Origin of the sequence: Streptomyces uncialis, assembly GCF_001905345.1 — a bacterium.
Lineage (GTDB): Bacteria > Actinomycetota > Actinomycetes > Streptomycetales > Streptomycetaceae > Streptomyces > Streptomyces uncialis.
The window spans coordinates 874941-901890 of record NZ_LFBV01000002.1; the positions used below are offsets into that span (position 1 = coordinate 874941).

A 26950-nucleotide genomic window follows, 5' to 3' on the forward strand; every position below is an offset into this window, starting at 1 on the left:
CGACCGTCGGACGAGGGGACGATTCCCCGGGCCCCGGATGTCCGCCCCCGGGGCGGCGGGGCCCCCGCCGCGCGGCGGGGGTGGACCTCGCCCATGCGGCACGGGGAACCCGACAGCCACGTGCGACGGCCGAGCGGCACGGGAACCCGATGGCCACGTGCGACGGCCCAGCGGCACCTGGAACCACGCACCCGCGCGCGACCCGCACGCGGACAAGTACGTCCAGGGGTGCCCCAAGGTCGCGAGCAGCGTCAGCCCCCGCGCCGGAACAGGTGGGCCCGCAGGGCAGGGAGCCGCAGGTCAGCGCACTCCCGGGCGGATCAGCCCCGTCTCGTACGCCGCGATCGTCGCCTGGACCCGGTTGGCGACGGACAACTTGCCGAGGATCACGCCGACATGGTCCTTGACGGTGGCGGGGCTGATGCCGAGCTGCCCGGCGATGTCCGCGTTGGACAGTCCACGTGCGAGCTGCCGCAGGACATCCGTCTCACGCGGGGTGAGCCGGCCGAGGAGCGTGGGGTCGGCGGGTTCCGAGGTGACGGCGAACCGGTCGATGAGGCGGCGGGTGACAGCCGGGTCGAGCAGGGCGGCTCCGCCCGCGATGACCCGGATCGCGTCGGCGACCCGTTCCGGTTCCGCGTCCTTGAGGAGGAACCCGGCGGCGCCCGCGCGCAGCGCCGCGTACACGTATTCGTCCAGGTCGAAGGTGGTGAGGACGAGGACCCGGCTGGCGGGCGCCCGCCGGGTGAGCCGGGCGGTCGCGGCGAGTCCGTCCAGGCCGGGCATCCGGACGTCCATCAGGACGACATCGGGGCGCAGCCGCAGCGTGAGGTCCACCGCGCCGTCACCGTCCGCCGCCTCACCGACGACGGTGAGCCCCGGTTCCGCGTCGAGGACCGCGGCGATCCCGGCGCGCACGACGGCCTGGTCGTCGGCGACGATCACTCGGATCGGGATGGGAACACCTCCGGCAGCCATACCCGGACCGACCCGTCGCCGGCCGCCCAGAGCGTACCGCCCGCGCGGTCGGCGGCCGTTCGCAGTCCGCGCACCGTGCGACGCGGCGGGGCGGGGGCGTGCAGTTCGAGACCGTTGTCGAGACAGCGGAGGGTGAGGGTCGTCCCGCCGGTCATCAGCATCGCGGCACACCGGTAGGCGGCGACCTCGACGGCGACGGGCAGGGGTCGGCGGGGTCCGTGGTGGCGGAGGGTGACCCCGTACCGGACGGCGAGGGCGGCCATCCCGGCGAGCGTGGGCGGCGGGGTGTCGTCGCTCGCGGGACGGTTCGTGCCTCCGGGGCCGTACGTGCTCGCGGGACGTTCCGTGCCGCCGGGACGGTTCACGTGGTCGAGGCCGTGCGTGCTGCCGGGGCGGTCCGTGGTCCCTGAGCCGCCCGCACACCCGGGGCCGTCCGCGACCCCGGGGCCGTCCGCGACCCTGGGGCGGTCCGTGCTGCCGGGACCTTCCGCGGCCCCGGGGTCGTACCTGTTGCCGGGACGGTCCGCGATCCCGGGGCCGTACGCGCTGCCGAGGCCGTGCACGCATCCGGGGCCGTGCACGCTGCCGGGGCCGTCGGGCACTCGGTTCGGTGGCACCGGCGCGGGCCGGGGGACGGGCGACGAGGGGGCGGTGAACGGGGGTGCGGGATGCGGGGACTCGGGGTGCGAGCGTTCGGAGTGCGGGCGTTCGGAGTGCGGGCGTTCGGAGTGCGGGCGTTCGGAGTGCGTGGGCGCAGGACGTGGTGGTGCGGGGCACGAGGGCACCCGCGTCGGCACAGCCGCTGACCCGGACGGACTCGCGGATGACGGCCCGTCCGGCGGCGCGGCAGGCGGCTCGACCGGCTCCCCGAGCGGTGCCGGAAGCCACCCCGTGAACGCCGCTCCCGGTGACCCCCCGGACCTCGGCCCGGACACCGGCTCAGGCAGTCCCCCGGGCGCCGGGCCAGACACCGGCCCGGACAGCCCCCCGAGCACCGCCCCCGGCACCGGCCCGGCCATCCATCCGGCCGCCGCCCCCGACACCGACACCTGCCCGGACACCGCCGCCGACCCCGGACCCGGCCCGGACATCCGCCTGCCCACCGGACCCGGTACCGGCCCGGCCACCGCCCCCGCCCGGAGTTCCACGAGCAGGTCCCGCAGGGCCGTCAGCGCGGCGCGGGCCTCGCTTCGGGCGGCTGCGAGGTCCCCGGCGTCCGCCGCCTCCGCGACCGCGTGGGCGTGCCGCCGGGCGGTGTCCCGCAGCCCGGCGGCGAACCGTTCGCGCTGTGCGCGGACGGCCGCGCCGGTTTCCCGCGCCCGCAGCTCCCGTCGCCGGTCGGCGTCGGCGCGGCGGACTGCGCGGCGCCGGGCCGCCCGGCGGCCTGCGGCCCAGACGAGCAGCGCGGGGACGGCGAGCAGCGCGGACAGCACGGCCCAGGCCGCCACACGGTCACCGCTGATCCCCGTACCGCGGGCGAGGGCGAGGCCGCCGACGGCGGCGACCGCGGTGACGGCCGCGAGGCCGCGTCCCCGGTCCAGCCGCTCCCCCGCCGAGCGGACGAAGGCGAGTTCGACCCACCAGTGGACGAGCAGGACGTCACCGGCGGGCGGTCCGCCCCAGTCGGCGAGGTCGCAGCCGAGCCAGAGGAGCAGGGCCAGCAGGACGGCGGCCAGGCCCCGTTCCGGTGCCCTGCGCCGCACGGCGAGCGGTGCGGCGTGCAGCGCCGACAGGGCGACGAAGGCCGACGCGGACGCGGGACCGTCGAAGGAGTCCGGCGCACCGGTGGCGAGGAGGGCGACCCCGAGGGACAGGGCGGTCGCGAGGCCGACGAGGGCCCAGTCGCGGGCGGCGGGGCCGGGCCAGGCGGGCCAGCGGCGGGTGGGCAGCGGGGCGGTGAGCGGGAGTTCGGCGCGTACGGTCCAGCCGGGGCCCGAGGGTCCGGCGGTGAGGGTGCCTCCGGCGGCGCCGACGGCGGACCGCAGCCCCGGGATGCCGAGTCCGCCGCCGAGGCCGGGGGCGGACCGCTCACCGCCGCCGTCCGTGACGGTCACGACGAGGAGGCGGCCGGTGTCCCGTGCCGTGACCGCCACCCGTACCGGGGCGCCGGACGCGTACCGCTGGGCGTTGGTGAGGGCTTCGCGGACCACGCGGTGGGCGGTGTGCGCGGTCGCGGGCGGGGCGGTGTCCAGGGTGCGGGTGTGGTCGGCGCCGTGGCGGGCGGCGAGGGTGTCGATGTCGGCGAGGGTGATCCCGCCGGGGCGGGTGTCGGGCGCGGTGAGCCGGTCGAGTTCGGCGACGGTGCCGCGGCCCGCGGCGGCGGCGTGGCGCAGGGCGTCCCGGGTGAGGTCGGGGCGGTCGAGCCGCAGGGCCGCCGCGCAGGACACCACGACGCCGGTCAGCCGGTGGGCGGCGGCGTCGTGCAGTTCGGCGGCGAACCGCTCCCGTTCGGCGAGGACTTCGTACCGTAGGGCCGCCCCGGACGCGGCGCGGTGCGCCCGGACGGCTTCCCGGTCGGCGGCGCGGCGGCGCCGGGACCGGCCCGCCGCCCAGAGCACCGCCCCGCATCCGGCGACGACGACCGCCGTCCCGGCGGTGTGCCGCGGCGGGCTTCCCGTCAGCGCGGCGGCGAGGGCGGCGGTCAGCGCCGTGGCGGCCACCCCGGACACGGCGGTCCCGGCGGTGCCGTGGACGGCGAGGGCGTACAGGGCGAGGGCCACGGCGACCGGCGGGCCTACGGTGTCGGCGGGTGCTCCGGCCAAGGCGGCGGCGAGGGCCGCGGCGAGGACGGCCGCGAGCGTCCCGGCGAGGGCGGCGAGCGGCCGGGTGCGGCGGCCGAGGAGGGCCGCGCAGCCGAGCGCGGTGGCCGCCAGGGCGGGCGGGCCCGCCGGGGGGCCACCGCTGACCGTCACGCACATCTGTACGACGGCGGGCGTCAGCGCGGGAACGGCCGCCGCTCCGGCCCGCGTCAACCTCTCGCCCACGCGCCGCCGCGTCATAGGGCCCTCTCCTCCGGGCTCATACGGCCCCCTCCCCCGCGTCCGGACGCAGGACCGCCCCGACCTGGTGTTCCGTCGTCCGGCACGGTACCGGTCGGGGCGTACGGGCGCCGTCCGGCCGGGCGCCCCGGTTAACGGGCGCGCGGAGCCAGCGCGCGAAGTCCCATGCCACTTACGGCGATCGTGCCGCGTCCGCCCTGGCGACCGTCCCGCGTCCGCTTTGTCAATCGTGCCGCCCGCGTCCAGGATGTGTCGCCATGGCGGTAGGGAACTGGCGGCGCGGTGAGATCGTGCTGGGGCGGTACGAGGTGCTGGACGTCCTCGACAACGGGGGCATGGGGCTGGTGTTCCGGGTCCGGCACCGTGACTGGCAGACGGATCTGGCGCTGAAGGTGCCCCGTCCCGAGCTGCTGAGGGTTCCGGCGGACGGGGACGCGTTCGCCGCCGAGGCCGGCACCTGGGCGGGGCTGGACCCGCATCCGCATGTCGTGAACTGTGTGTACGTGCGGCGGATCGACGGCTCGCCGTGCGTGTTCGCGGAGTGGGTGGACGGCGGGAACCTCGCGGAGCGGGTGCGGGGGCGCCGTCCGCAAGGCGGCGGGGAGACGGCCCGGTTGCTGGATCTGGCGGTGCAGATCGCCTGGGGGATCGCGCACGCGCACCGGGGCGGCGTGGTGCATCAGGACATCAAACCGGCCAATGTGATGGTGACCGGGGACGGGATCGCGAAGGTCTCCGACTTCGGGCTGGCGAACGCGCGGGCGGCGGCGGGCGAGAGCGCTGTCGCGCCGCCGGGGGTGAGCCTGTTCGCCGGGTACGGCGGGATGACGCCCGCGTACTGCTCGCCGGAGCAGGCGGAGGCCCGGGCCGGGGCGCGGCTGGCGATGACACGGGCGACGGACGTGTGGTCGTGGGCGCTGTGCGTGCTGGAGATGTTCACGGGCGGTCCGCCGTGCCGGCTGGGGCAGAGCGCGCCGGAGGTGTTCGAGGTGCTGGTGGAGGCCGCGTCGCGGGGGTCGGGCGTGGCCGCGATGCCCCGGGCGCTGGTGGACCTGCTGCGCCGGTGTTTCACGCTCGACCCGGCGGCCCGCCCGCACGACCTGGACGGACTCGCTGCCGAGGTCGCCGCGATCCACGCGGACACGGTCGGTGAACCGTACCCGCGGGCCCGTCCGGCCGGGACGCGGCTGCTCGCGGACGGGCTGTCCAACCGGGCGCTGTCGCTGCTGGATCTGGGCCGCGAGGAGGAGGCGGAGCTGATGTGGCGGGAGGCTGCCGGTGTCGACCCGCACCATCCGTCGGCCGTCCACAACTGGGCGCTGTACCGCTGGCGGCGGGGGCGGATCGGCGACACGGAGGTGGTGTCGGCGCTGCGGGCGGCCCGGACGGTGCGGGGCGGCCGGTGGGACGGGGACCCGCTGCTGGGCCTGGCGCAGCTGGAGCGCGGCGCGGACGACGAGGCCCGCGCGCTGCTGGCGGACGCTCCCGGGACGCCCGAGTTCGAGGCCGGGCGGCGGGAGTTGGCGCGGCGGCCGGCGGCCGTGGCGCCGCTGCGGGTGAGCGGCCACCGGGGCGGGGTGTCGGCGCTCGCGGTGGACGGTGCGGGGACGGTGGCGCTGAGCGGTGGTGCCGAGGGCTGCGTCCGGGTGTGGGACCTGCCGGGCGGGCGGTGCCGTCATGAGCTGTCGGGGGCGCGTGGCGGCCGGATCGTGTCGGTCGCGGTGAGCGCGGACGGCCGGTACGGGGTGGTGGCACGCCGGGACGGGCCGGTCGAGTGGTGGGATCTCGCGACGGGGACGCCGCGGTACCGGCTGACGGACCGTCCGGCCCGGGTCACCGCGGTGGCGGTGACCTCCCGGGGGGTGTGCTTCCTCGGTGACGAGCAGGGGCTGGTGGGCCGGTGGGAGCCGGGGGCGGGCCCGGCGGTGCGGGAGCTGGGACGGCACGGTGGGACCCGTACGGTGGCGGCCGGGACGGCGCCGGACCCGTGCGCGGTCACCCATGTCGCGGCCGGACAGGACGGCGCGGTCGTGGTGTCCGTGGCGGAGCGGGGCGGGCTGACGTCGGTGTACGTGTGGGACACCGCGCTCGGGCGGGTGCGGCACCGGCTGGAGCGGTCGGCGGACCTGCGTTTGACGGGCCTGGACCGGGTGGCGCTGAGCCCGGACGGCGGGTACGCGCTGCTGACCGGGCGTTTCGGGAGCGAGGCCCGGATCTGGGCGGCCCATGACGACCGGGTGCGCGACACGGTGCCGGACTCCATCGACCCGCATGTCGCCGTCGCGTTGAGCGCGGACGGCACGATCGCGGTGTCCGGCGGGACGGGCGGTCACACGGCACGGGTCTGGGAGACCGGGAGCGGGCGCTGTCTTCGGACGTTCGCCCTTCCGTCCGGCGGGAGCACTCCCGGGGGCATGGTGTCGAGCGGCCGGGTGGCCGTCAGCGGCGACGCCTCCACGGCGGTGGTGGCCGATCAGGACGGCGGTCTGTGGGTGCACCGGCTGCCACCGACCGGGTTCCGTGCGGCGTGGAGCTACGCCCGCCCCCGGTCGGCCGCCGATCTCGGTGACACCGCGTCCCAGTTCCGTGAGCTGCTGGACGGTGCCGAGCGGCGGGTGGCGGACGGCCGGACGGCGGACGCGGCACGTCTGCTCCGGACGGCGCGGTCCCTACCGGGCTTCGAACGGCACCCGGAACTGCGCGCCGCGTGGGCCGCGTTGGGCCGGGGCCGGGAGCGGACCGGGGTGCTCGCCGTGCTGCGGCGGTACGACATGCGGGGCGGCACCTGGACGTTCACCCCGCGGGTGACGCTCGCGGTCGAGTCGGACGGCGATGTGATGATCACCGGGGGCGGCGACGGAGCGCTGCGGGTGTGGGAACTCCAGTCCGGCCGGGGCATGTTCGCGTTCCCCGACCGCGCCGGGAAACCGCACACCGTGCTGATCGCCGACGACGAGCCCACGGCCGTCACCGCCGACTGGTCCGGTACCGCGTTCGTCTGGGACCTGGAGGGCGGGGTCCGGCGCGACGCGCTGCTCGGCAAGCACGGCCGGGTGAAGTGCGTCGCGATGTCCGCCGACGGCCGGTACGCCCTGGTCGGGGACGAGGGCGGGGCACTGGTCCTGTGGCGGTTGCGGCCGGCCGCGGCGGTGCGGGTGACGGCGGCCCATACGGGGCCGGTGTCCCGGGTCGCCCTGAGCCGGGACGGCCGGTACGCGGTGTCGACCGGCCATCAGGACCGGATCGCGCGGGTGTGGCGGACGGCGACCGGCGAGGAGCTGTTCTCGTTCCCGCTCGGGACGATGCCGGTGGGGCCGCGCGGGATGCGCTTCAGCCCCGACGGCGAACGGCTGTACGTCAACGCCCAGCCCGTGATGACCTGCTGGGAGGTGCCCACCGGCCGCGGGCTGTTCTCGGTCGAGGTGTCGTACCGGGACACCCTGGCGATGAGCGCGGACTGCCGGGTCGGGGTGACGTCCGGGGTCGGCTGTCTGGTGGTGTGGGACGCGGTGCGGGGCCGGACGATCCGTGAACTGCCGCACTCGGCGGTCGCGTTCGATATCAGCCCGGACGGCGGGTATGTGCTGAGCGCCGGGTACGACCACACACTGCGGCTGTGGGACGTGCGCACGGGGCGCTGCGCGCATGTGCTGGACGGCCATCCGAGGCGCATCATGGACGTGCTGTTCACCGCCGACGGACGCAACGCGCTGTCCACCGACGCCCGGCCCGCCATCCGGCTCTGGGAGTTCGACTGGGACCACGACTTCGGTCCGGCGGTCTCCCCATGAGCGTGACGGTCGTCCTCACCGTGCCGGGCCCGCCGCCCGCGGAGTACGTGTACGGGGAGCCGTTCAGCGTGGTGGTGGGCCGCGCCGCGGAGTGCGGCATCCGGATCGGGGCGGGGCACCGCGGTGTGTCGCGGCGGCACTGCCGGATCGAGAACGCGCCCCCGCCGCTGCGGATCTCGGACCTGGGGAGCAGCTTCGGTACGGAGGTGAACGGCGTACGGCTGGACCGGCTCACCGAGCGGCCCCTGGTGGACGGCGACGAGATCCGGGTGGGCGATGTCGTGCTGCGGGTGGGGGTGCGCGCGGCCCCGGCCGCCGCGCCGCCCGTCGCGCCGGAGCACGGCGACGCGCTGTCCGCGGCGCCGCCGGGGTATGAGCTGCTGCGGGAGCTGGGGCGCGGGGCGCAGGGGGTGGTGTATCTGGCCCGGGACCGGTCGAGCGGGGCGCTGGTGGCCCTGAAGCGGGTGCTGGCGTCGGGGGAGGTCGACGGTGCGGCGCGGTTCGCGTTCCGCCGTGAGTTCGGGAGTCTGCGGGCGCTGCGGCATCCGAACATCGTGGCGTTCCGGGGCGGTCACGACCGGGGCAGCGCGTTCTGGTTCGCGTGCGAGTACTGTCCCGGCGGCAGTCTGGTGGATCTGCTCGGCAGACGGGGCGGGCGGCCCCTGTCTGCGGCGCGGGCCGTGCCGCTGGCCCTGAGGATGCTCGCCGGGCTGGACCACGCGCACCGGGCGGAGGTCCCGGCGCCCCGGCAGGCCGACGGTGCGGTGGTGACGGCCCGGGGGCTGGTGCACCGGGACGTGAAACCGGCCAATGTGCTGCTCGTGGGTGAAGCGGGCGGCCCCGGAACGGTGGTGAAGCTCGCGGACTTCGGGCTGGCGAAGGCGTTCGAGCACGCCGGGCTGTCCGGTCACACCCGGTCGGGGGCGCTCGGCGGCACGCTGCCGTTCACGGCCCGCGCGCAGCTCGTCGACTACAAGTACGCGGGCCCCGAGGTCGATGTGTGGGCGACGGCCGCGTGTCTGTACTGGCTGCTGACCGGGACGACGCCCCGCGACTATCCGCCGGACCGTGATCCGGTGGCGGTGAGCCTGCGGGCCCCGGTGGTGCCGGTACGGGAGCGGGACCGGTCGGTGCCGCCCGGGCTCGCGGAGGTCCTGGACGAGGCACTGGTGGACACGCCCGCGATCCGGGTCACCACGGCGGCGGGCCTGGCGCGGGCGCTGGTTGCGGCCGCGCCGGGGCGGTGACCGGCTCCGGAACTGCGGCTGCCGGTGCGGCCGTTGGGCGCCGGTCCGGGCCGCGTCCGCCGCCCCGCGCCGACCCGGTCCGCGTGTGCCGTTCCGGTCTGCCGAGTGCGGTTCCGGTCTGCCGAGTGCGGGTCCGGTCTGCCGCTGTCAGTCCGCGAGGGCGACGTACAGCGGGGTGCCGAGCAGGACCGTCCGGTCGCCGTGCAGTTCGGGGTAGGGGCTGGGGCCGCTGAGGAGGCGCTTGGCGAGGAACTCGACGTGCTGGGCGGGGCCGCGCAGCGTGGAGCTGGCCTGGGCGACGGTGGCCAGCGCGTCGGTGTCGGCGGCGGCGAGGGCGTCCTGGGGGCCGGGGGCGGCGGGGCGCAGGACGAAGTCGTCGTCGGCCGGGGTCGCGATGCGGTGCAGGAGCACCGGGAGCAGGGAGGCGCTGAGCCGGTCCGGGGCGGGGGGCGGCGGGGCGCCCGCGTCGGCGGCGGCCCGGGTGGCGGCGCCGAGGACATGGGCGCTGGAGCCGCCGAGGCCGAGGATCGTGCGGCGGGTGCGGCCGCCGAAGTACACCGTGTCGTCGTCGCCGACAAGTCCCCACTGCATCGGCAGCAGGCCCCCGAAGTACTGGCCGGGTTCGTCCACATCGCCGATGTCGCCGTGGTCCTGGAGGAAGCGGACCACCCGTTCGAGGCGGGCGACGCGGTCGGCGGAGGCGGACTCGACGCTGCGTCTGGCGGTGACGACCTTGAGGTCCAGGCCCACCTCGGAGGTCCGCTTGCGGGCCCAGCCCGGGTCGGTCTGCGAGAGCAGCATGTCGACCTTGGCGTCGCTGATGTAGAGGTAGTAGCGGAACGACACGTGGACCTCCCGTGCTGCGGCCCCGGTCGCGGTGCCGTCGGTGCCCCGGCCCCCGTCGCGGTGCCGTCGGCGCGCGGTGATCCTACCGGGCGGTCGGACCCGCCCCCGACGCCGTCGGGACGGGGCGGCGGGCTCCGGCCGTGGAGCAGCCGGCGTGGTCAGCGGGCGGGTGCTCCGTGGGCGAGGGGTTCGCGGACGGGGGTTCCGTGGGCGAGGGGTTCGCGGGCGAGTGCTCCATCGGCGACGGGTTCGCGGGCGGGCTCGGGCGGGCCGGAACCGTCGTATCCGCGGACCGCGTCGAGGTACTCGGCGATGGCGTCCCGGTTGCGGATCAGACAGGTGACGCGCTCCGTCATCCGGTCCCGCTCGTGCTCCAGGGTGGCGATCATCTCCGCGGTGGCGTCGGGGAAATAGATGGTGCGGGGCTTGTCGAGGCAGGGCAGGATCTGTTTGATGATCCGGGTGGGCAGTCCCGCGTCGAGCAGACCGCGGATCTGGAGGATCCGGTCCACGAAACGTTCGTCGTACTTGCGGTAGCCGTTCGGGGTGCGCTGGGACACGATGAGCCCCTGCTCCTCGTAGTAGCGCAGCAGACGGCGGGGGGTGCCGGTGCGCTCCGACAGCTCTCCGATACGCATGTGATGCACCTCACATCGAGCCGGATTGACCTTCACATATGTGTGAGGGTTTGAGCATACCCATCATGTCGATCCGCGATACAGAGATCCCAGTTGACACCCCGTCACCTGCCAAGGACCAGAAACTCCCCCTGGCGGCGCTGCTCGCGCTGGCCACCGCCGTCTTCATCACCAGCCTCACCGAGACCCTGCCCGCCGGCGTACTGCCCTCCATGAGCGGCGACCTGGGCGTCAGCGAGTCCGCGATGGGCCAGTCGGTGACGATCTACGCGATCGGCACCGCGCTCACCGCCATCCCGCTCACCGCCGCCACCGCCGCCTGGCACCGCAAGCGGCTGCTGCTCACCGCGATGGCCGGGTTCGCCGTCGCCAACACCGTGACGGCCGTGTCGTCCGACTACCCCGTCACCATGGTCGCCCGCTTCCTCGCCGGGGTCGCCGCGGGCCTCGCCTGGGCCCTGCTCGCCGGATACGCCCGCCGGATGGCGCCCGTCCACCTCCAGGGCAAGGCCATCGCCATCGCCATGGCCGGTATCCCCGTCGCCCTGTCGCTGGGCGTGCCCGCCGGGACCTTCATCGGCGGCGCCCTCGGCTGGCGGGTCGCCTTCCTCATCATGACCGGGCTCACCGTCGTCCTCCTCGGCTGGATCGTCGCCGTGGTCCCCGAGTACCCCGGCCAGCGCGCCGGGAGCCGGACGCCCATGCTGCGCGCGCTGCGGGTGCCGGGGGTCGCCCCGGTGCTGTTCGTGACCCTGGTCTTCGTCCTCGCGCACACGATCCTCTACACGTACATCGCCACATTCCTCGACCGGCTCGGGATGGAGGACTCCACCGATGTGGTGCTGCTCGTCTTCGGCGGCGCGTCGCTGCTCAGTATCTGGATCGTCGCGACGCAGATCCACCGGCGGCTGCGCGGACTCACCGTCGCCAGCACCCTGCTCGTCGCCGTCGCCGCGACCCTGCTCGCGCTGCTCTCGGACAGCACCGCGCTGGTGTACGTCGCGGTGACGCTGTGGGGGCTGGGCTGGGGCGGTATCCCCACCCTGCTCCAGACCGCGGTGGGCGACGCGGGCGGCGAACAGGCGGACTCGGCGCAGGCCATGCTCGTCACGCTGTGGAACGTGGCGATGGCCGCGGGCGGCGTCGCGGGCGGTGTCCTGCTCGACCGGGTCGGTTCCGAATCCTTCCCCTGGAGCGTGCTGCTCCTGATGCTGCCGGTGCTCGCGGTGGTGGTGGCCGCGCGGGTGCACGGCTTCCCGGCGAAGCGCCCCGGCGCGACCGTCTGACCGTGACCGACCGGGGCCCGGCCGTTCCCCGTCCCACCGAGGACAGGGGAACGGCCGGGCCCCGGTCGGCGGTGCGCGGACCCCGGGCTGGACCGCGGTGGCGGCGAGGGACCAGTGCCTGCGGAGTGCGTCCACCGGGACCCGCACGGACACGCCTGGGCAGGGCCCCGGTGTTCGTGACCGGGGCCCTGCCCAGGGGCGATGCTCGGGTGGGACGGAACGGGACGGGCCGGGTCAGGGGGTCGCGGGCGGGGTCCCGTACGCGATGGGGTTGCTGAGGACCACGCCGTGGCTCTTGACGTCGATGGTCACCCGGTCGCCGTCCGCGATACGGAATCCGTCGTGGAAGCTGGCCTGATCGGCGCCGAGCAGGACGTAGTTGACCAGTCCGGGTCGCCGTACCGCGGGGAAGGTGAACAGATGGTCCACCATATCGCGCACCGGGTGGTACAGGGCGTCCGCGCCGCAGTCGAAGTTCCCCTCCCACGCGACCGCGCCGTCGCGTTCGATGGTGACCCGGCCGGTCACCGTCGCGGGCGGCTCCCCGAGGAACAGCCACGGGGACACCGCGGTGTCGCAGAGCTTGCAGTACGGGTTGTAGCCGGGGTCCTGGCGGTGGAGCCCGATGTCGCAGAGGTCGTTGCCGAAGGTGTATCCGGCGTAACGCGGCTCGCCCCGGGCGTCGTTGACGTACACCAGGAGCACCTCGGGCTCCTCGATCAGCGCGACCGGCTCGGCCGGGACGGTGAGCGTCTCGTCCGGCAGCCGCAGCCAGGAACCGAAGCCCTTGAAGAACCACTTGGGCGGCACGAACGGCGCCCCCGCCGGGGCGCTCTCCCCGCCGAACTTGGACTTGTGGGTGCCCATGAACCCGCTGAGCAGGGCGTCGCCGGACACCGTGGGCAGCAGCGGCGGCAGCGGGCGCAGTTGCGGGTCCCCGGGTTCGACGGTGACGGCCCCGCCGGCCGCGCGGATGTCCGCGACGGCCCGCGCGAGGTCACCGCCACCGGCGACGGCCTCCCGCAACTGCCCCTCCCCCACCGGGTACAGGGTCAGCGGCTCGCCGGGGCCGGGACGTTCGAAGGCCGCGTGGCGGCGGCCCTGGTACTCGCTCTCGAAGACGACGGACATGGTGCGGGCTCCTCGGAGGGTCGGACGTACGGGCCGGGCGGGACGCCCGACCCGGTGGCGCGCGGGCGGTGAGCGGGGTGGAGGCGGGTGAGCGGGGTGGGGGCCGGGGCACCGGCGGGACAGGGCAGAGCGCTTCAACGGGGCGGAGCGGTTCAGCCGGGCGGGGCGGTCACCTGGGTGAGGACCTCCTCGATCCGGTCCAGCGAGGCGCGCACCCAGGGCAGTCGGAGCGGATCGGACGCCGTGAGCGCGCGTTCCCGCCGTTCGGCCGTGTCACCGTAGAGACGGCTGGTCGCGACCCTGATCCGCAGGCTTCCGGCGGGTTCCCCGAAGGCGCTGCCCGGCAGGACCCCCACCCCGTACCGGTCGAGCAGCAGCCGGGTCAGGGCGTCGCCGTCGCCCACCCCGTGGCGGCGCTCCAGCCGCTCCCGCAGCGGGGCGAAGTCCGGGTACAGGTAGCAGGTCGCCCGGATCGGGGTGAGTTCGGCGCCGGTGGCGGCGAACCGGGCGGCGACCGCGCGGACGACCACCTCGTGCAGGGCCCGGGAGTGGGCGATCCGGGCGGTCACCTGGGGCGGCTCGTCGAAGGCGTACGCTGCCGCCGCCTGGACGGGGGCCGGGGGGCTGGACCAGATCTGGCTGGCGACGGAGATGAGCCGGGTGGTCAGCTCCCGTCCGGCCGGGCTGTCGGGGAGCCGGGCGACCCCGGTGCGCCAGCCGCCGAGCGCGAGGCTCTTGGTGAGGCCGGTGGTGACCACCGTGCGCTCGGGGGCGAGGACCGCCGGGGACACGGCGGGGCGCGCCGCGTCGTACACCAGGTCGCCGTAGATCTCGTCGGAGACGACGATCAGGTCGAGGTCCCGGACCGCCGCGGCGAACCGGCGCAGGGTGCCCGGTCCGGCGACGGTCCCGGTCGGGTTGTCGGGGACCGTGACGACCACGGCCCTCGGGTCGTGTCCGGCGGCGCGGGCCAGGGTGACGGCCTCCCGCAGCCGGTCGGGGTCGGGCACACCGCCCTCGCCCGGCGCGGTCGGCACGGTGATCGGGCGCACCCCGGCGAGCCGCGCATGGGCCGCGTAGCTGACCCAGCCGGGTACGGGGATGACGACGTCCCCGCCGATGGCCAGGAGCAGCGCGTAGAGCAGGGACTTGCTGCCGGGACCGGCGACCACCAGGTCAGGATCGGTGGCCCGGCCCCGGCGGCCCCAGTACCCGGCCGCGGCGGTGCGCAGGGCGGTGGAACCGGCGACGGGCCCGTAGGCGCCGAGGTCCGCGGCGGCGGCGAGCCGCTCGCGCAGCGCGGGCAGGACGGGCAGGCCGATCTCCCCGCTGGTGAGGGGGAGGACCTGTTCCCCGGCCTGTTGTCGGCGGGCCAGCAGCGCGTCGGCCGCGAGGGTCGCCGACATGGTCACCGGTGGGGGCTCGGGCATCAGGGACTCCAGCGGTCACGGGAAGCGGTCACGGGAAGCGGGGGCGGTGGTGGTGGGTGGGTGCGCGTCGGTCGGCCGGGGCGGCGGGACGCGGCGGACCGGGACCGGCGGGCCAGGGCCGGTGACGCAGGGCCGGTGGCCCGGGATCGGTGGTGGGCCGCGTCCGGGGCGGGGGGCGGCGGTCATGCCCCGGTCCAGCGGGCGCGCAGTTCGGCCTTGCGGACCTTGCCGGTGAGGGTCTTGGGCAGGGCGGTCACCACCTCCAGCCGCTCGGGGAGGAACCGCCGGTCCAGTCCGGCGCGTTCGACGTGGGCGCGCAGTTCGTCCAGTGCGGGGTGGCCGGTGCCGCTGGGGACGACCACGGCGCACAGGGTGTCCCCGCCGGGGCCGGGCAGACCGACCAGCGCGGCCTCGGTGACGGTGGGGTGGCCGCCGATGACGGCTTCGAGTTCGGTCATGGGGGCGACGGTGCCGTCGCGGACGACGGCGTCCCGGGCGCGGCCGACGATCCGGATGCCGCCGTCCCCGTCGGCGCGGGCCAGGTCCCCGGTGTCGAACCAGCCGTCGGCGCCGAACTCGGCCGCGTACACGTCGTCGCGTTTGTGGTAGCCGAGGGCGAGCGAGGCGCCCCGCACCCGCAGCCGGCCCACCCCGTCCAGGGTGCCGTCCGGCCCGGCGGGGTCGATGCGGACCTCCATCGCGTCGATGGGGCCGCCGTTGCTGTGGGCGGCCCAGTCCTCGGGCTGGCCGGGCCGGGTGATGGTGACGGGGCCGTTCTCGGACATGCCCCACAGCGAGTGGGCGCGGGCTCCGAGGGTGTCGCGGATGTCGGCCGCGAGGTCCGCGAGGACGGGCGCCGATCCGATGACGGCGTGCCGCAGGGTGCTGGTGTCGCGTGGATCGGCGCGCTGCGAGGCGGTGACGTCGGCGAGGGTGGCGGGCGGGCCGTACAGGAGAGTGGCCCCGTACCGTTCGACGAGGTCGAGGAGGGCTTCGTTGCGCCGGACGTCCTGGAAGGCGACGGTGCCGCCCAGCAGGACGCCCGCGAGGATGCCCTGGGCGAAGCCGGAGTAGTGGCACAGGGGGGTGGAGACGGCGGCCACCAGTCCGGGTCCGAGTCCGAAGGTGTCGACGTAGCCGCGGATGGCGGAGTGGACGGTGTTCTGGCTGTGCAGCACGCCCTTGGACTCACCGGTGGTGCCCGAGGTGAAGAGCACCACGAACGGGTCGTCGGGGCCGAGTTCCCGCCCTTCGGGGACCGCCTCGGTGCGGCCCACCCGGTCGGGGTCGGGGTCGACGAAGTGGTCGTGGAAGTCGCGGGCGCCGTCCGGTACGGGCCCCCCGACCACGAACACCTGCTCCAGGGTGGCGAGTTCCCCGCTCAGCGCGGTGACGGTCGACGCGAGCGGTGATCCCGCCCAGCCGGGGATCGTGACGCAGACGCGGGCCTCGGTGAGGGCGAGGCGGTGGCGCAGTTCGTCCTCGGGGCAGACCGGCGAGATGGGGCAGATCACCGCGCCGACGCGGGCACAGGCGAAGATCAGCGGCACCATCTCCCAGCGGTTGGGGAGCTGGACGGCGACGAAGTCGCCGCGCCGGACACCGAGTCCGGCGAGGGCGCGGGCGAAGCGTTCGGTGAGCTGGAGGAGTTCGGCGTAGTCGAGGGTGTCGGTGCGGGCCTCGGCGACCCGGCGGCCCGCGATGGCGAGATGGTGCGGCCGGTGGCGGGCCTGGCGGCGGAGGTCGTCCAGGAAGGTCTCGTCCCGCCACCAGCCCCGGCGCCGGTACTCGTCGGCGCGTACCCGCCGTGGATCGACGGGCGCGGGGGCGCTCACGGGCGCTCCGCGCGGCGCGCGGCGAGCAGTTCGGGCAGCGGGTCGCCGACGCTGGCGGCGGCGATCTCCAGCAGGGCGCGGGTGTTGTCGCGGACCCGGGTGGCCACCCAGTCGAAGACCCAGTCCTTGCGGGGTCCGGCGGCGAGTGCGAAGGGCACGGTCCGGGTGAGGGCGAGTCCGGCGGCGGCGGCTCCGCCGACATTGGCGACGACATCGGGGACCAGGGTGGCACCGGAGGCGATGATCTTCTGCTTGGCCTCGGCGCTGGAGGTGAGGTTGCCGCCCTCCACGATCAGCGGGGGGCGCAGCCGGTGGACGTTGGCGGCGTTGACGGCGTCCTTCTGCGCGGCGAGGACGAGCAGGTCGGCGTCGACCCCCAGCCATGCCTCGCGCTCCGGGTCGGCGGTGACGCCCTGCGGCAGCCGGGTGCGGTCGATCCGGCCGAGGTCGTCGGTGATGGCGACGAGGTCGTCCACGGGCAGCCGGTCGGCGGTGATGGTGCCGTCGATGTCGGCGACGGCGACGACGCGGTGGCCGCGTTCCTCCAGGAAGCGGGCGACGGCGCGGCCGACCGCGCCGAAGCCCTGGACGACGACCCGGGCGGCCTTGTCGCGGTGGGCGGCTTCCAGGGCGGTGACGGCGGCGACCCCTACGCCGTGTCCGGTGCAGTCGATCAGTGGTTCGTAGTAGGTGCGCCAGTCGTACGGCATGTCCACGGCGCGGGCCTTGCGGCGCGGGTCGTAGCCCGCCTCGGCGAAGAAGGTGGCGCGGTCGGCGGGGGTGACCCCGAGGTCGATGCCGAGATGGATGCCGCCGTGCAGCAGCGGGGCGACGGTACGGCCGAAGGTACGGAAGGTCTCCTCGCGGTCGCGGCCGTCGGAGACGATGCCCGCTTTGGCGCCGCCGACGCGCAGACCCACGAGGGTGAGCTTCTCGGTCATCCCCCGGGCGAGACCGGCGACCTCGTCCTCGGTGACGGCGGCGGTCATCCGGGTGCCGCCCATGGCGAGCGAGTCGACCAGGGAGTCGACGACGACCCAGCCCTTCAGGGGGCCGCCGCTGCCGTTGAGCTTCACCGAGAAGGCGGGTTCCTGGGTGTCGGTGGTACGGAGGCGGGCGTGCGGAGCGGTCATGTCCGGGACCTCACTTCGGTGTCGTTGCGATGGGGTGCGGTGTGTCGCGTGGGGTGCGGTGGAGTGCCGCCGGACCGGCGCGGGCGGGAGCGCGGCCGGTGGGACGGGAGCGGGGCCGAGGCGGACCCGGCGGTCGGACCGGCTCACTTCCACAGGTCGGTGAACCCGCGGAGGATCTCCTTGCCGTCCCGGCGGAATTCGAGGTGGGCCTGCGAGCCGTGGATACGGCCGTCGTCGGAGCGCAGGAACTCGACGGGGGCGTGCTCGGAGCGTCCGATGGAGCGGAAGCCCGGGGGCGCCTGCCGCAGATAGAGGGTGTGGCGGTGGAACACCGTGACGGTCGGTCCGACATGGGCGAACAGGGCTTCGCCCGGGTCGACACGGGCCTGGTGGCCGCCGACCCGCTGGGGTCCCTCCGCGAGACCGCCGCCCGCGGCGACACCGATGATCTGCATACCGCCGCAGATCCCGAACACGGGGACGTCGGTGGTCATCACCAGATCGATCAGCGGCCGGTAGTGGTCGCTGTCGTAGGCGCGGACCTTGGTGCCGCTCAGCACGATCGCCTGGTAGCGGTCGCCGGCCTTCGCGGGGACGTGGGCGGCCTCGACGGTGTCGGTGGCCGAGCCGAGTTCCGCGAAGCGGTCACGGAGCTGTTTCAGGGACAGGGTCCCGTTGTTCACGACCAGGACCCGGGAGGTCGCCATGGGCCGTGGACTCCTTTCAGGGGCGCGGTGGCCGGTCCCGGGGCGGGGACCGGCCGGAGGGGTGACCGGCCGGAGGGGTGACCGGCCGTGGGGGTGACCGGCCGTGGCGGTCCGGCCGGGAGGGACCGGCCGTGGGTGACCGGCCGTGGGGGCCCGGCCGTGGGGGTCCGGTCAGCCGGGGGTGATCACCGTTCCGGTGCGTTCGGCGAGGAGTTCCGACACGGGGGCGCTGCCGATGACGACCCGGCCGACGCCCCGGTCGAGGGCCTCACCCGCGGCCCGCAGCTTCTTGCGCATCCCGCCGGTGGCGCCGTTGTCGCGGAACGCGGCGGCGGCCTCCGCGGTGATCCGGTGCACCGGCCGGCCGTCGACGAGGAGATGGGTGACGTCGGTGACCAGGGTGAGATCGGGTGCGCCGGTGGCGCCCGCGAGGGCGGCGGCGGCCCGGTCGGCGTCGGTGTTGACCTCCCGCCCGTCGGGCCCGAGGGCCAGCGGGGTGACGAGCAGACAGTGGCCGGGGGCGAGGTTCTTCAGCCGTGCCGGGTCGATCCGGGCGACGGGTCCGACCAGGTTGTCGATCTCCACGAGCTGTTTGCGGTGCCACCACCAGCGTTCGCCCTGGGCCGCCTCGATCAGACCGTCGCTGCCGATGACCCGTTCGGTGGTGACGCCGCGTTCGGCGAGCCGGGCGACGACGTCCCGTCCGAGAGCCGCGCTGACGGTCTTGATGTCCTCGATCACCTGCGGGGTGGTCCAGCGGCTCTGGTTGCCGAACCGGTCGCGCAGCACCGCGGACGGCTCGCTGTAGCGGGGGCTGAGGCGTTTGAGCGGCTTGGACCAGCCGTGCACCAGGATCAGCGGGTGCGCGCGGCCGTGCCGGGCGAGGTCGTCCCACCAGAGCGCGGACACCTCGTCCAGGACGCTGCCGCCGAGTTTGACGACGGTGGGGACCGCGCTCACGCGGGCATCACGGGCTGCATGGTCAGTCCTTCCTCCTCCGGCAGGCCGAAGCGGATGTTGAGGGCCTGGACGGCCTGTCCCGCGGCGCCCTTGACGAGGTTGTCCAGGGCGGCGAGGACGACGATCCGGTCGCCGTCGGGGTCGTGCTCCACCGCGATGTCGCAGTAGTTGGAGCCGAGGACCGCCTGGGGGTCGGGGACGGGGATCAGGGTCTCGGTGTGCCGGCGCACCCGGACGAAGCGGTGGCCCTTGTAGAAGCGCAGATAGGCGCGGTGCAGGGTGCGGGCGTCCGGTGTGTCGCCGTCGGTGAAGACGTAGGAGCTGGTGAGCAGTCCGCGGACATGGGAGACGCCGTACGCGGACATGGACAGGGAGGCGATCCGGCCGGGTTCGGCGCGTTCCAGGAAGTCCCCGACCTCGGCGGCGTGCCGGTGCCCGGTGGGGGCGTACGGGGCGATGGCCCCGCTGCGGAAGGGGTGCAGATCGGGGGTGCGCAGCTGGAGGCCGCCGCCGCTGGAGCCGCTCTTGCCGTCCACGACGACGGTCCGCAGTTCGAGGCCGAGTCCGAGGACGAGCGGGGCGAGGCCCAGGGTGATGGCGGTGGCGTAGCAGCCGGGCAGCGAGATCAGGGGCGCGCCAGCGAGCCGTTCGCCGATCAGCTCCGGGACGCCGTACACGAACCGTTCGGCGAGTTCGGGGCTGCGGGACACCTTGGGGTACCAGCGGTCGTGGAGCGCGGGGGTGCGGATACGGAAGGCGCCGCTGAGGTCGATGACACAGGGGACGCGGTCGGCGAGGCGGGCCGCGAGTTCGGCGGAGGCCGGTGCCGGGGTGGACAGGAACACCACGTCGCAGCGTTCGGCGAGCACGTCCGGGTCGTCGGGGACCGCTTCGACGCTGACGCCGAGGTCCTGGCGCAGCCCGGGGTGGAGTTCGCTGGGGCGGCGGCCGACGCTGGAGGAGCCGCCGAGGAAGGTGAGCCGGAGCCGGGGGTGCTGGACGACGAGCCGGATCAGATCGCCGCCGGCGAGCCCGGAGGCGCCGATGATCCCTACCCGGACGGGTGGTGCGCCGCCCGTCATCCGAGGATCTCCCGGACATGGCGGCCGATCGCGGCGGGGATGTCGGCCCCGGTGGCGGAGGCGACCGCGCGGAAGCCGGGTGCGTGGTTGACCTCGTTGACGAGGTGGCCGTCGGGCGTCTCGAAGAGGTCGACACCGTAGATCCCGGCGCCCAGCAGGTCGACCACCCGGCCGACGATGTCCCGGACCTCGTGGTCGAGGGCCACCGCCTCGTTGCGGTTGCCGAGTGCGGCGTTGTTGCGCCAGTCGGTCCCGCCGCTCTCGAAGCGGGCCGCGGCGACGAGTTCCTCGCCCACCACCAGGCAGCGCACCGAGCTCCCGCCGAGGTAGGGCTCCACGAGGCACGCCTGCTCGAAGGCGTGGCCGAGGTCCTCGACGTAGTCGTAGACGGAGTGGGCGGTGTCCCGGGTGCGCAGCAGGGTGACGCGTTTGCCCATCCCGCCGAAGACGGGCTTGAGGACGACGGGCAGGGGGAGTTCGTCGAGTGCCTTCTCGAAGTCCTTGCGGGAGACGACGAGCCGGAAGTCGGGCACCGGTATCCCGGCGGTGCGCAGCAGGGCGCGCAGCACGAGTTTGTTCTCGCAGCTCTGGATGGCGTGGGTGGTGTTGAGGGTGGGGATGCCGGACGCCTGTGCGGCGGCGGCGAGCAGTCCGCCGCGGGTGTAGCTGCGGCTGCGGATGAGGAGGGTGTCGTACGCGGTGATCGACGGTGCGTCCGGGTGCCCGAGGCAGAGGGACTCGTCGTTCACCCAGTCGATGTGCAGGCCGAGGTCCGGCGCGGTCCGGATGAGCTGGCGTTCCTCCCAGCCGATCCGGTCCGCGACGATGGCCACTTTGCCGCCCATGGATGGACTCCTTCGTGTGAGCGCGTCGGCTACTGGCCCCAGTCGCGGAGCTGGACCTCGATCATCTGGAGCGAGAGGGTGCCGTCCTGGATGCCGTCGACCCGCAGGGTGAGCAGGCATTCGGGGCACGACAGCGTCTCGCCCTCGTTCAGCGGGGGTGTCGTCAGATCGGTCTCGCACTCGGGGCAGGCACCGGTGAGCGTGGGCATGGGTGTCTCCTGGCAGGGGTGGCGGCTCCGGCCCCGGGCCGGGGTCGGAGCGGGGGTGCGTGGGGGTACGAAGGGCGCTGAGGGTTCGGCGGGTACGTGGGGGTACGGGGGGCGCGGCGGGTACGTGGGGGTACGGGGGCGCGGCGGGTACGTGGGGGTACCGGGGCCGGGGCCGGGGCCGGGTGGTGGGGGTCAGGTGCCGGGGAACTCGACGGCGGCCTTGCGGATGGCGTCGCGGTCCAGCAGCGGGGCGCCGCGCTCGGTCTGCCGGCGCACCAGCCACTCGGTGAAGCCGGGGACGTCGATGTCGGTGCCGGAGTCGGCGAGCGCCCAGGTCACCAGCGGCGGGGTGAGGCGGGAACGGACCCGCAGTTCACGGGAGTTGCCGACGGTCTCGGCGGGCAGGGTCTCGTACGCCTCGGGGTGGGTGAGCTGGCCGGGCAGTTCGTAGGCGAAGGCGTGCGAGGTGGTGGGGCCGGGCTGGAAGGCGGTGCCGAGCCCGGAGCCCTTCAGGGCGAGGGCGGACAGCTCGGTGAGATGCGACAGGTCGAAGCGGGTGTCGCCGTGGATCACCCGCAGGGAGGTGAGCAGTTCGGCGAGGGGCGCGTTGCCGCCGCGTTCCCCGATGCCGCCGACGGTCGCGGAGATCCAGCGGGCACCCGCGCGGTAGGCGGCCAGCGAGTTGGCGACGGCCATACCGAGCATGTTGTGGGAGTGGATCTCGATCTCGGCGCCGTCGATCGCGGTGAGGTCGCCGATCACCCGTTCCATCTGCCAGGGCGACAGACAGGCCACGGTCTCCGCGAGCCGGAACCGGTCGGCCCCGGCGGCGAACCCGGCGGTGACGTAGGGGACGAGCCGTTCCCGTGGGGTGCGGGCGCCGTCCTCGCCGCTGAAGGTGACATGGAAGCCGCGTTCCTTGGCCTGCTCGATGGCGGCGCGGGCGACGGCGATGAGGTACTTGGTGCTGCTGGAGCCGAGTTTCAGCGCGGCGTGCTGCTCCGAGGTGGGGATGGAGAACATCACCGACCGCACCCCGAGGCGCAGGGCCTCGTCCAGGGCGCGCGCGCTCTGCCGCCGGTCGCGGACCACGACCAGGCTGAGGCTGCGTTCGGGGCCGACCGCGTGATGGGTGGCGTCGATGAGGGGGGCGTCCTTGGACGCCGCTCCGGAGATCATGCCGACCTCGACCAGTTCGACCCCGGACCGCACCAGGAGCCCGGCGATACGGCCGGCGTCCGCCGGGCCGAATTCCACCCCCGCCATATGGGCGGAGTCACGCAGGGTGGCGTCGGAGATACGAGGGAGTGGGCGTGCTCCGTTCGGAGGGCCGGCGTCCTTTTCTGTCACTGCCATGGCGTTCGTCTCCTTCATCGCGCCGCGTGTGGGGGCGGCGTCCTCGAAATAGCGCCAGGAATGTGCCGCGGACCCGGACGGGTCCGGTCGGAATGGGGAGGGCGATCGCGGCCGGAGGGGGGAGCCGCGATCACCGGTGTCCAGCCTCCGGGGGGCGGGTGCGCGCCGTCAAGATTTCGCGCCTCAGACGATTGTCAGGGATTGTCATGGGAGTTCAGGTCAGGAAAGGAAAGGACGGGCCGGGGCAGAAGTCGGGTAATTGATTTCGGCGGACGGCGGTGGCCGGAGAATTCCCGGCTATGGTGGCCGCGTTCCGTCCGGCGTGGGTACGGCAGAAGGGTGGTCATCGCATGGATCTGTTCTCCCTCCCTCGGCTCGGGGTGGTCGTCCCACCCGAGAACCCCACGGCCGAGCCGGAGTTCCACCGGCTCGTGGGCGGGGCGCTGAACGTCTACACCTCCCGCTTCCCGGTGCTGCCGGGGCTGGGCCTGCGGGACATGCTGGAGCGGTACAACGCCGTGCTGGCGGACACCCTCGCGGGCTTCGGCGGGATGCGGCTGGACGCGGCGGTGGTCGCGTGCAGCGCGTCGCACTATCTGCTCGCGCCCGCGGGCGACCGCGCGTTCTGCGAGCGGCTGAGCGAGCGGGCCGGGTTCCCGGTGCGTTCCTCGACGCAGGCGATCCTCGCGGCGTGCGAGGCGTTCGGGGCGGACGGGCTGACGCTGGTGTCGCCGTACGAGCCGTGGCTGACGGACACCTCGCGGGACTTCTGGCGGCGGGCGGGACTGCGGGTCGACGAGGTGGTGCTCGTCCCGGCGGGCGACCGCTTCGACCCGTACGCGGTGACCCGCGCCGAGATACTGGACCGGCTGTACGGCCGGCCGCTGCCGGGGGACGGCGCGCTGCTGTTCACCGGTACGGGGATGGCCACGCTGGCGGCGCTGGAGACCCTGGCGCGGGACACGGACCGGCTGCTGCTGACGTCCAATCTGGCGTCGGCGTGGTGGGCGCTGCGTGAGGTGGGCGCCTGGGGTCCGGGGACCGCCGCGGCCCATCCGCTGCTGGCGCGGCTGGCCCAGGTACCGGAGGCCGCCTGAACCGCCCGCGCCGCCGGGTGGGGTGGGCGGCGGGCGGGACGGTACTGCCGGGCGGACAGGGCGGGGGTGCGCCCCGGCCGACGCGGGGTGGGGGTCAGCCCCGGCCGATGCGGTAGCCGACCCCTCGTACGGTGATGATCCAGCCGCCCGCGCCGAGTTTGCCGCGCAGGCTGCTGACGTGGGTGTCGAGGGTGCGGCTGGACTGGGCCCAGTTGATGCCCCACACCCGGGACATGAGGTCCTTGCGGGAGACGGCCGCCGTGGGGCTGGCGGCCAGGGTGAACAGCAGGTCGAACTCCTTGCCGGTGACCTCGACCGTCCGGTCGTGCAGCCGGACCTCGCGGGTCCGCTCGTCCAGGTGCAGCGGTCCCAGCGAGATGGTCTGGGCGACGGTCTGCCCGGGGTAGGCGCGGCGCAGCACGGCCTCGATCCGGGCGATCAGCTCGCGCGGGCCGCAGGACTTGATCACGCAGTCGTCGGCGCCGGCCTGGAGGGCGAGCACCCGGTCGAGTTCGGTGTCGCGGTCGGTGAAGGCGATGACGGGGGTGGGTCCCGCGTCCCGGACGGCGCGGCAGATCTCCAGGCCGTCGATGTCGGACAGTTCGAGGTCCAGCAGCACCAGATCGGCGCTGCGGTAGGAGCTCAGGGCCGCCGCCCCGGTGCCCACGCTGACGGCGGCGTACCCGCGCCGCCGCAGTTCACGCAGGAGGGCGTCGGCGAGAGCGCGGTCCTCCTGCACGACGAGTACGCGTTCCATGGTGTGTGGTCGGCTTCCTTCGGTCGGTTCCCGGCCGGCCCGGGGCGTGAGCCGCCCGGGCCGGCCGGGCGGCTCAGCGTGGGACCGCGTAGCGGCTTGCGGGACGGGACAGACCGAGGTGGCCGCGCAGGGTGGTGGCCGTGTAGGCGGTGCGGAACGCGCCGCGCCGCTGGAGTTCGGGCACCAGTCGGCGGGTGATGCCGCGCAGGTCGTGGGGCAGTGCCCCGGGCCGCAGCCGGAAGCCGTCCAGCCCGGCGTCCCGCCAGTCGAGCAGCAGATCGGCGAGCCCGGCGGCACTGCCGGTGTAGATCCGCGCGTCGGAGGTGAGCGGGGTCCCGGCCAGCTCGTCGAGCCGCGCGGTGCGGCCGGCGGCGGCGCCGGGCTCGTCGTCGAGCAGGACGACGAGGTCGGCGAAGACCTTGAGCGGCGGCCCCGTCCGCCCGACGGTCCGCTGGGCCTCCTGGACCTGGGCGGTGACGGTGACGACCTCCTCGTGGGTGTGGGGGGTGATGTAGACGACGTCCACGGACCGGGCGGCGAACTCGTAGGGCGTCACGGCGTGGGCGAGCGAGGTGACGACGGGCTGGCCCTGCGGTGAGCGGGGGGTGATCGAGGGGCCGCGTACGCGGAAGCGGTCCCCTTCGAAGTCGATGTGGTGCAGCTTGTCCCGGTCGATGAAGCGGCCGGTGGCGGCGTCCCGGATCTCGGCGTCGTCCTCCCAGCTGTCCCACAGCCGCCGGACCGTCTCGACCACGTCCGACGCCTCACCGAAGAGTTCGAGCAGCCGGGCCGCGATCAGAGTGGAGTCCTGGACGTCCTCGGAGGTGAGCTGGGGGGTGGCGCGGCGGCCGAAGTGGGCGGCGTCGGCGGCCCGGGAGGCGATCTGCGGGCGCCAGCCGGCGCGGCCGTGGCTGGCGTGGTCGAGGGTGGCGATACCGGTGGAGATGTGGAACGGCTCGGTGTGGGTGACGTTGGCGGTGGGGACGAGTCCGATCCGCGAGGTGAGCGGCGCGAGCCGGGCGGCGAGGAGCACGGCGTCCAGACGGCCCCGGACCTGGTCGGTGCGCTGGTCGGGGAGGTGCAGCGACGCGGTCTGGAGGGCCAGTTCGTCCTCGATGGTGACGAAGTCGAGCAGTCCGCGTTCGGCCTCGGTGACCAGGTCGGCCCAGTATCCGGCGGTGAACAGTTCGGCGGGGCGGGCGTCCGGGGCGCGCCAGGCCGCCGGGTGCCATCCGGCGCCGTCGAGGGCGACGGCGAGATGGAGCGAGGTCACGATGCCTCCTTCTCGGTGCGGGGGGCACCGGTGCGCGGGGCGAGTCCGAGGTGGTCGCGGAGGGTGGTGCCGGTGTAGTCGGCGCGGAAGACGCCCTTCTCCTGGAGCAGCGGGACGACGCTGTCGACGAAGTCGTCGAGGCCGGGGGTCAGGTGGGGGACGAGGACGAAGCCGTCGGCGCCGTCGGTCCGCACGAAGGTGTCGATCGCGTCGGCGACGGTGCGCGGGGTTCCCACGAAGGTCTGCCGTCCGGTGACCTCGATGACCAGCTCGCGGATGCTCAGCTTCCGCTCGTCGGCGATCCCGCGCCAGCGGCGGGCGGTGGCCGCGCGGTCCTTGCGGAAGGTCGAATGGCCCTTGAGGACGAGGTTGTCGGGGGCCGGCTCGATGTCGGGCAGCGGACCGTCGGGGTCGTAGCCGGACAGGTCGTGGCCCCAGACGGCCTCGACGAAGGTGAGCGCGGTCCGCGGGCCCACCTGGGCCCGGGTGATCGCGGCGGCGTGTTCGGCGGCCTCCTCCTCGGTGTCCCCGAGGACGTAGGTCGCGGACGGGATGATCAGCAGATCGCCGGGGGCGCGCCCGTACGCGGCGAGGCGGCCTTTCACGTCCCGGTAGAAGGCGCGGGCCTGGTCGAGGTCGTCGTACTTGCTGAAGATGACGTCGGCCTCGGCGGCGGCGAACTCCCGGCCTTCCTCCGACTCCCCCGCCTGGATGACCACCGGGTGGCCCTGCGGGCCGCGGGGGGTGCTGAACCGTCCGGAGATGTCGAAGTGCTGTCCCTGGTGGGTGAACTCCCCCGCGCCCGGGCGGATGAACTCGCCCGCCGCCCGGTCAGCGAGGACGTCCCCGGCACCCCAGCTGTCCCACAGTTCCCGTGCGGTGGCGAGGAACTCGGCGGCGCGGGTGTAGCGGTCGGCCTCGGCGAGGAAGCCGCCGCGCCGGAAGTTCTCGCCGGTGAACGCGTCGAAGCTGGTGACGACGTTCCAGGCGGCCCGGCCCTCGCTGAGATGGTCCAGGGTGGCCAGCCTGCGGGCCACCTCGTAGGGCTCGTTGAAGGTGGCGTTGACGGTCGCCGCGAGGCCGAGGCGGGTGGTGACCCCGGCCAGTGCGCTGAGCACGGTCAGTCCCTCGGGCCTGCCGACCACGTCCAGGTCGTGGACACGGCCCTTGTGCTCCCGCAGCCGGAGCCCTTCCGCGAGGAAGAAGAAGTCGAACTTCCCGCGTTCCGCGGTCCGCGCCAGCTTGATGAAGGATTCCACGTCGATCTGGCTCTCGGAGCGCGGGTCCGACCAGACCGTGGTGTTGTGTATCCCGGGGAGTTGCGCTGCGAGATGTATCTGTTTCACGGGC

At 74.8% G+C, this 26950-nt stretch carries 21 protein-coding genes; 4 read left to right on the forward strand and 17 right to left on the reverse strand.

The window, feature by feature from the left end; genetic code table 11:
* Window positions 1–300: 300 nt before the first annotated feature.
* Entirely contained in the window at window positions 301–978 is a 678-nt protein-coding gene (locus AB852_RS12075; protein ID WP_073786876.1) for a response regulator, read from the reverse strand.
* Window positions 942–3977 (reverse strand): sensor histidine kinase, encoded by a 3036-nt coding sequence (locus AB852_RS12080; protein WP_073786878.1) that lies wholly within the window; start codon window positions 3975–3977, stop codon window positions 942–944. Before AB852_RS12080 ends, AB852_RS12075 begins: the two co-directional genes overlap by 37 nt.
* A gap of 257 nt (window positions 3978–4234) precedes the next feature.
* Here AB852_RS12080 and AB852_RS12085 point away from each other — a divergent pair, with 257 nt between their 5' ends.
* Together AB852_RS12085 and AB852_RS12090 are read left to right on the forward strand one after the other, a co-directional pair.
* Window positions 4235–7768, forward strand: a complete 3534-nt coding sequence (locus AB852_RS12085; RefSeq protein ID WP_073786880.1) for a protein kinase domain-containing protein — start codon at window positions 4235–4237, stop codon at window positions 7766–7768.
* A complete protein-coding gene (locus AB852_RS12090; RefSeq protein WP_073786882.1) occupies window positions 7765–9015 on the forward strand; it encodes a protein kinase domain-containing protein in 1251 nt (416 codons plus the stop codon). The genes AB852_RS12085 and AB852_RS12090 overlap by 4 nt, the downstream gene beginning before the upstream one ends.
* Window positions 9016–9162: 147 nt before the next feature.
* Here AB852_RS12090 and AB852_RS12095 read toward each other — a convergent pair whose 3' ends face one another.
* Complete coding sequence (locus AB852_RS12095; RefSeq protein WP_073786884.1) at window positions 9163–9861, reverse strand: DUF7019 family protein; 699 nt, start codon at window positions 9859–9861, stop codon at window positions 9163–9165.
* Between the two features lie 158 nt (window positions 9862–10019).
* Window positions 10020–10499: a MerR family transcriptional regulator gene (locus tag AB852_RS12100; RefSeq protein ID WP_079184537.1), complete on the reverse strand. Its 480-nt coding sequence runs from the start codon at window positions 10497–10499 to the stop codon at window positions 10020–10022.
* Window positions 10500–10564: 65 nt separating this feature from the next.
* On the opposite strand from AB852_RS12100, the gene AB852_RS12105 reads away from it, so the two are divergent.
* A complete protein-coding gene (locus AB852_RS12105; protein ID WP_073786886.1) occupies window positions 10565–11785 on the forward strand; it encodes an MFS transporter in 1221 nt (406 codons plus the stop codon).
* A 234-nt stretch (window positions 11786–12019) separates the two neighbouring features.
* On the opposite strand, the gene AB852_RS12110 is transcribed toward AB852_RS12105, so the two are convergent.
* The 10 genes from AB852_RS12110 to AB852_RS12155 all read right to left on the reverse strand — a co-directional run bounded on the left by AB852_RS12110 (window position 12020) and on the right by AB852_RS12155 (window position 22473).
* A complete protein-coding gene (locus AB852_RS12110) occupies window positions 12020–12916 on the reverse strand; it encodes a fumarylacetoacetate (FAA) hydrolase (RefSeq protein WP_073786888.1) in 897 nt (298 codons plus the stop codon).
* Between the two features lie 152 nt (window positions 12917–13068).
* Complete coding sequence (locus AB852_RS12115) at window positions 13069–14346, reverse strand: pyridoxal phosphate-dependent aminotransferase (protein ID WP_218623253.1); 1278 nt, start codon at window positions 14344–14346, stop codon at window positions 13069–13071.
* Window positions 14347–14528: 182 nt separating this feature from the next.
* Window positions 14529–16181: an AMP-binding protein gene (locus AB852_RS12120; RefSeq protein WP_073786890.1), complete on the reverse strand. Its 1653-nt coding sequence runs from the start codon at window positions 16179–16181 to the stop codon at window positions 14529–14531.
* Window positions 16178–17314, reverse strand: a complete 1137-nt coding sequence (locus tag AB852_RS12125) for a Glu/Leu/Phe/Val dehydrogenase dimerization domain-containing protein (protein WP_079184538.1) — start codon at window positions 17312–17314, stop codon at window positions 16178–16180. The genes AB852_RS12120 and AB852_RS12125 overlap by 4 nt, the downstream gene beginning before the upstream one ends.
* Before the next feature lie 143 nt (window positions 17315–17457).
* The gene (locus tag AB852_RS12130; protein ID WP_073786892.1) at window positions 17458–18021 is read right to left on the reverse strand and encodes a type 1 glutamine amidotransferase; all 564 of its coding nucleotides are present in this window, start codon (window positions 18019–18021) and stop codon (window positions 17458–17460) included.
* A gap of 171 nt (window positions 18022–18192) precedes the next feature.
* The gene (locus AB852_RS12135) at window positions 18193–18981 is read right to left on the reverse strand and encodes an amino acid kinase family protein (RefSeq protein WP_073786894.1); all 789 of its coding nucleotides are present in this window, start codon (window positions 18979–18981) and stop codon (window positions 18193–18195) included.
* Window positions 18978–20063 carry an N-acetyl-gamma-glutamyl-phosphate reductase gene (gene argC, locus AB852_RS12140; RefSeq protein WP_073786896.1) on the reverse strand — a complete coding sequence of 362 codons (1086 nt, stop codon included), beginning with the start codon at window positions 20061–20063 and terminating at the stop codon, window positions 18978–18980. The genes AB852_RS12135 and argC overlap by 4 nt, the downstream gene beginning before the upstream one ends.
* Entirely contained in the window at window positions 20060–20908 is an 849-nt protein-coding gene (locus AB852_RS12145; RefSeq protein ID WP_073786898.1) for an ATP-grasp domain-containing protein, read from the reverse strand. The genes argC and AB852_RS12145 overlap by 4 nt, the downstream gene beginning before the upstream one ends.
* Before the next feature lie 29 nt (window positions 20909–20937).
* Entirely contained in the window at window positions 20938–21117 is a 180-nt protein-coding gene (locus tag AB852_RS12150; protein WP_073786899.1) for a lysine biosynthesis protein LysW, read from the reverse strand.
* Window positions 21118–21309: 192 nt separating this feature from the next.
* Entirely contained in the window at window positions 21310–22473 is a 1164-nt protein-coding gene (locus AB852_RS12155) for a LeuA family protein (RefSeq protein ID WP_073787787.1), read from the reverse strand.
* 350 nt (window positions 22474–22823) lie between these two features.
* Here AB852_RS12155 and AB852_RS12160 point away from each other — a divergent pair, with 350 nt between their 5' ends.
* A complete protein-coding gene (locus tag AB852_RS12160; RefSeq protein WP_073787789.1) occupies window positions 22824–23570 on the forward strand; it encodes a maleate cis-trans isomerase family protein in 747 nt (248 codons plus the stop codon).
* Window positions 23571–23664: 94 nt separating this feature from the next.
* Here AB852_RS12160 and AB852_RS12165 read toward each other — a convergent pair whose 3' ends face one another.
* The 3 genes from AB852_RS12165 to AB852_RS12175 all read right to left on the reverse strand — a co-directional run bounded on the left by AB852_RS12165 (window position 23665) and on the right by AB852_RS12175 (window position 26946).
* The gene (locus tag AB852_RS12165) at window positions 23665–24327 is read right to left on the reverse strand and encodes a response regulator transcription factor (protein WP_073786901.1); all 663 of its coding nucleotides are present in this window, start codon (window positions 24325–24327) and stop codon (window positions 23665–23667) included.
* Window positions 24328–24400: 73 nt separating this feature from the next.
* Window positions 24401–25600, reverse strand: coding sequence for an LLM class flavin-dependent oxidoreductase (locus AB852_RS12170; RefSeq protein WP_073786903.1), 1200 nt, complete (start codon window positions 25598–25600; stop codon window positions 24401–24403).
* Window positions 25597–26946, reverse strand: a complete 1350-nt coding sequence (locus tag AB852_RS12175) for an NtaA/DmoA family FMN-dependent monooxygenase (RefSeq protein WP_245876730.1) — start codon at window positions 26944–26946, stop codon at window positions 25597–25599. The genes AB852_RS12170 and AB852_RS12175 overlap by 4 nt, the downstream gene beginning before the upstream one ends.
* Window positions 26947–26950 lie beyond the last annotated feature (4 nt).

Bases quoted from the DNA above. Each gene is read 5' to 3' on its own strand.
- AB852_RS12165 (WP_073786901.1), bottom strand. From the start codon at position 24,327: ATGGAACGCGTACTCGTCGTGCAGGAGGACCGCGCTCTCGCCGACGCC.
- argC (WP_073786896.1), bottom strand. From the start codon at position 20,063: ATGACGGGCGGCGCACCACCCGTCCGGGTAGGGATCATCGGCGCCTCC.
- AB852_RS12130 (WP_073786892.1), bottom strand. From the start codon at position 18,021: ATGGCGACCTCCCGGGTCCTGGTCGTGAACAACGGGACCCTGTCCCTG.
- AB852_RS12145 (WP_073786898.1), bottom strand. From the start codon at position 20,908: ATGGGCGGCAAAGTGGCCATCGTCGCGGACCGGATCGGCTGGGAGGAA.
- AB852_RS12085 (WP_073786880.1), top strand. From the start codon at position 4,235: ATGGCGGTAGGGAACTGGCGGCGCGGTGAGATCGTGCTGGGGCGGTAC.
- AB852_RS12115 (WP_218623253.1), bottom strand. From the start codon at position 14,346: ATGCCCGAGCCCCCACCGGTGACCATGTCGGCGACCCTCGCGGCCGAC.
- AB852_RS12160 (WP_073787789.1), top strand. From the start codon at position 22,824: ATGGATCTGTTCTCCCTCCCTCGGCTCGGGGTGGTCGTCCCACCCGAG.
- AB852_RS12090 (WP_073786882.1), top strand. From the start codon at position 7,765: ATGAGCGTGACGGTCGTCCTCACCGTGCCGGGCCCGCCGCCCGCGGAG.
- AB852_RS12100 (WP_079184537.1), bottom strand. From the start codon at position 10,499: ATGCGTATCGGAGAGCTGTCGGAGCGCACCGGCACCCCCCGCCGTCTG.
- AB852_RS12125 (WP_079184538.1), bottom strand. From the start codon at position 17,314: ATGACCGCTCCGCACGCCCGCCTCCGTACCACCGACACCCAGGAACCC.
- AB852_RS12155 (WP_073787787.1), bottom strand. From the start codon at position 22,473: ATGGCAGTGACAGAAAAGGACGCCGGCCCTCCGAACGGAGCACGCCCA.
- AB852_RS12075 (WP_073786876.1), bottom strand. From the start codon at position 978: ATGGCTGCCGGAGGTGTTCCCATCCCGATCCGAGTGATCGTCGCCGAC.
- AB852_RS12105 (WP_073786886.1), top strand. From the start codon at position 10,565: ATGTCGATCCGCGATACAGAGATCCCAGTTGACACCCCGTCACCTGCC.
- AB852_RS12150 (WP_073786899.1), bottom strand. From the start codon at position 21,117: ATGCCCACGCTCACCGGTGCCTGCCCCGAGTGCGAGACCGATCTGACG.
- AB852_RS12080 (WP_073786878.1), bottom strand. From the start codon at position 3,977: ATGACGCGGCGGCGCGTGGGCGAGAGGTTGACGCGGGCCGGAGCGGCG.
- AB852_RS12110 (WP_073786888.1), bottom strand. From the start codon at position 12,916: ATGTCCGTCGTCTTCGAGAGCGAGTACCAGGGCCGCCGCCACGCGGCC.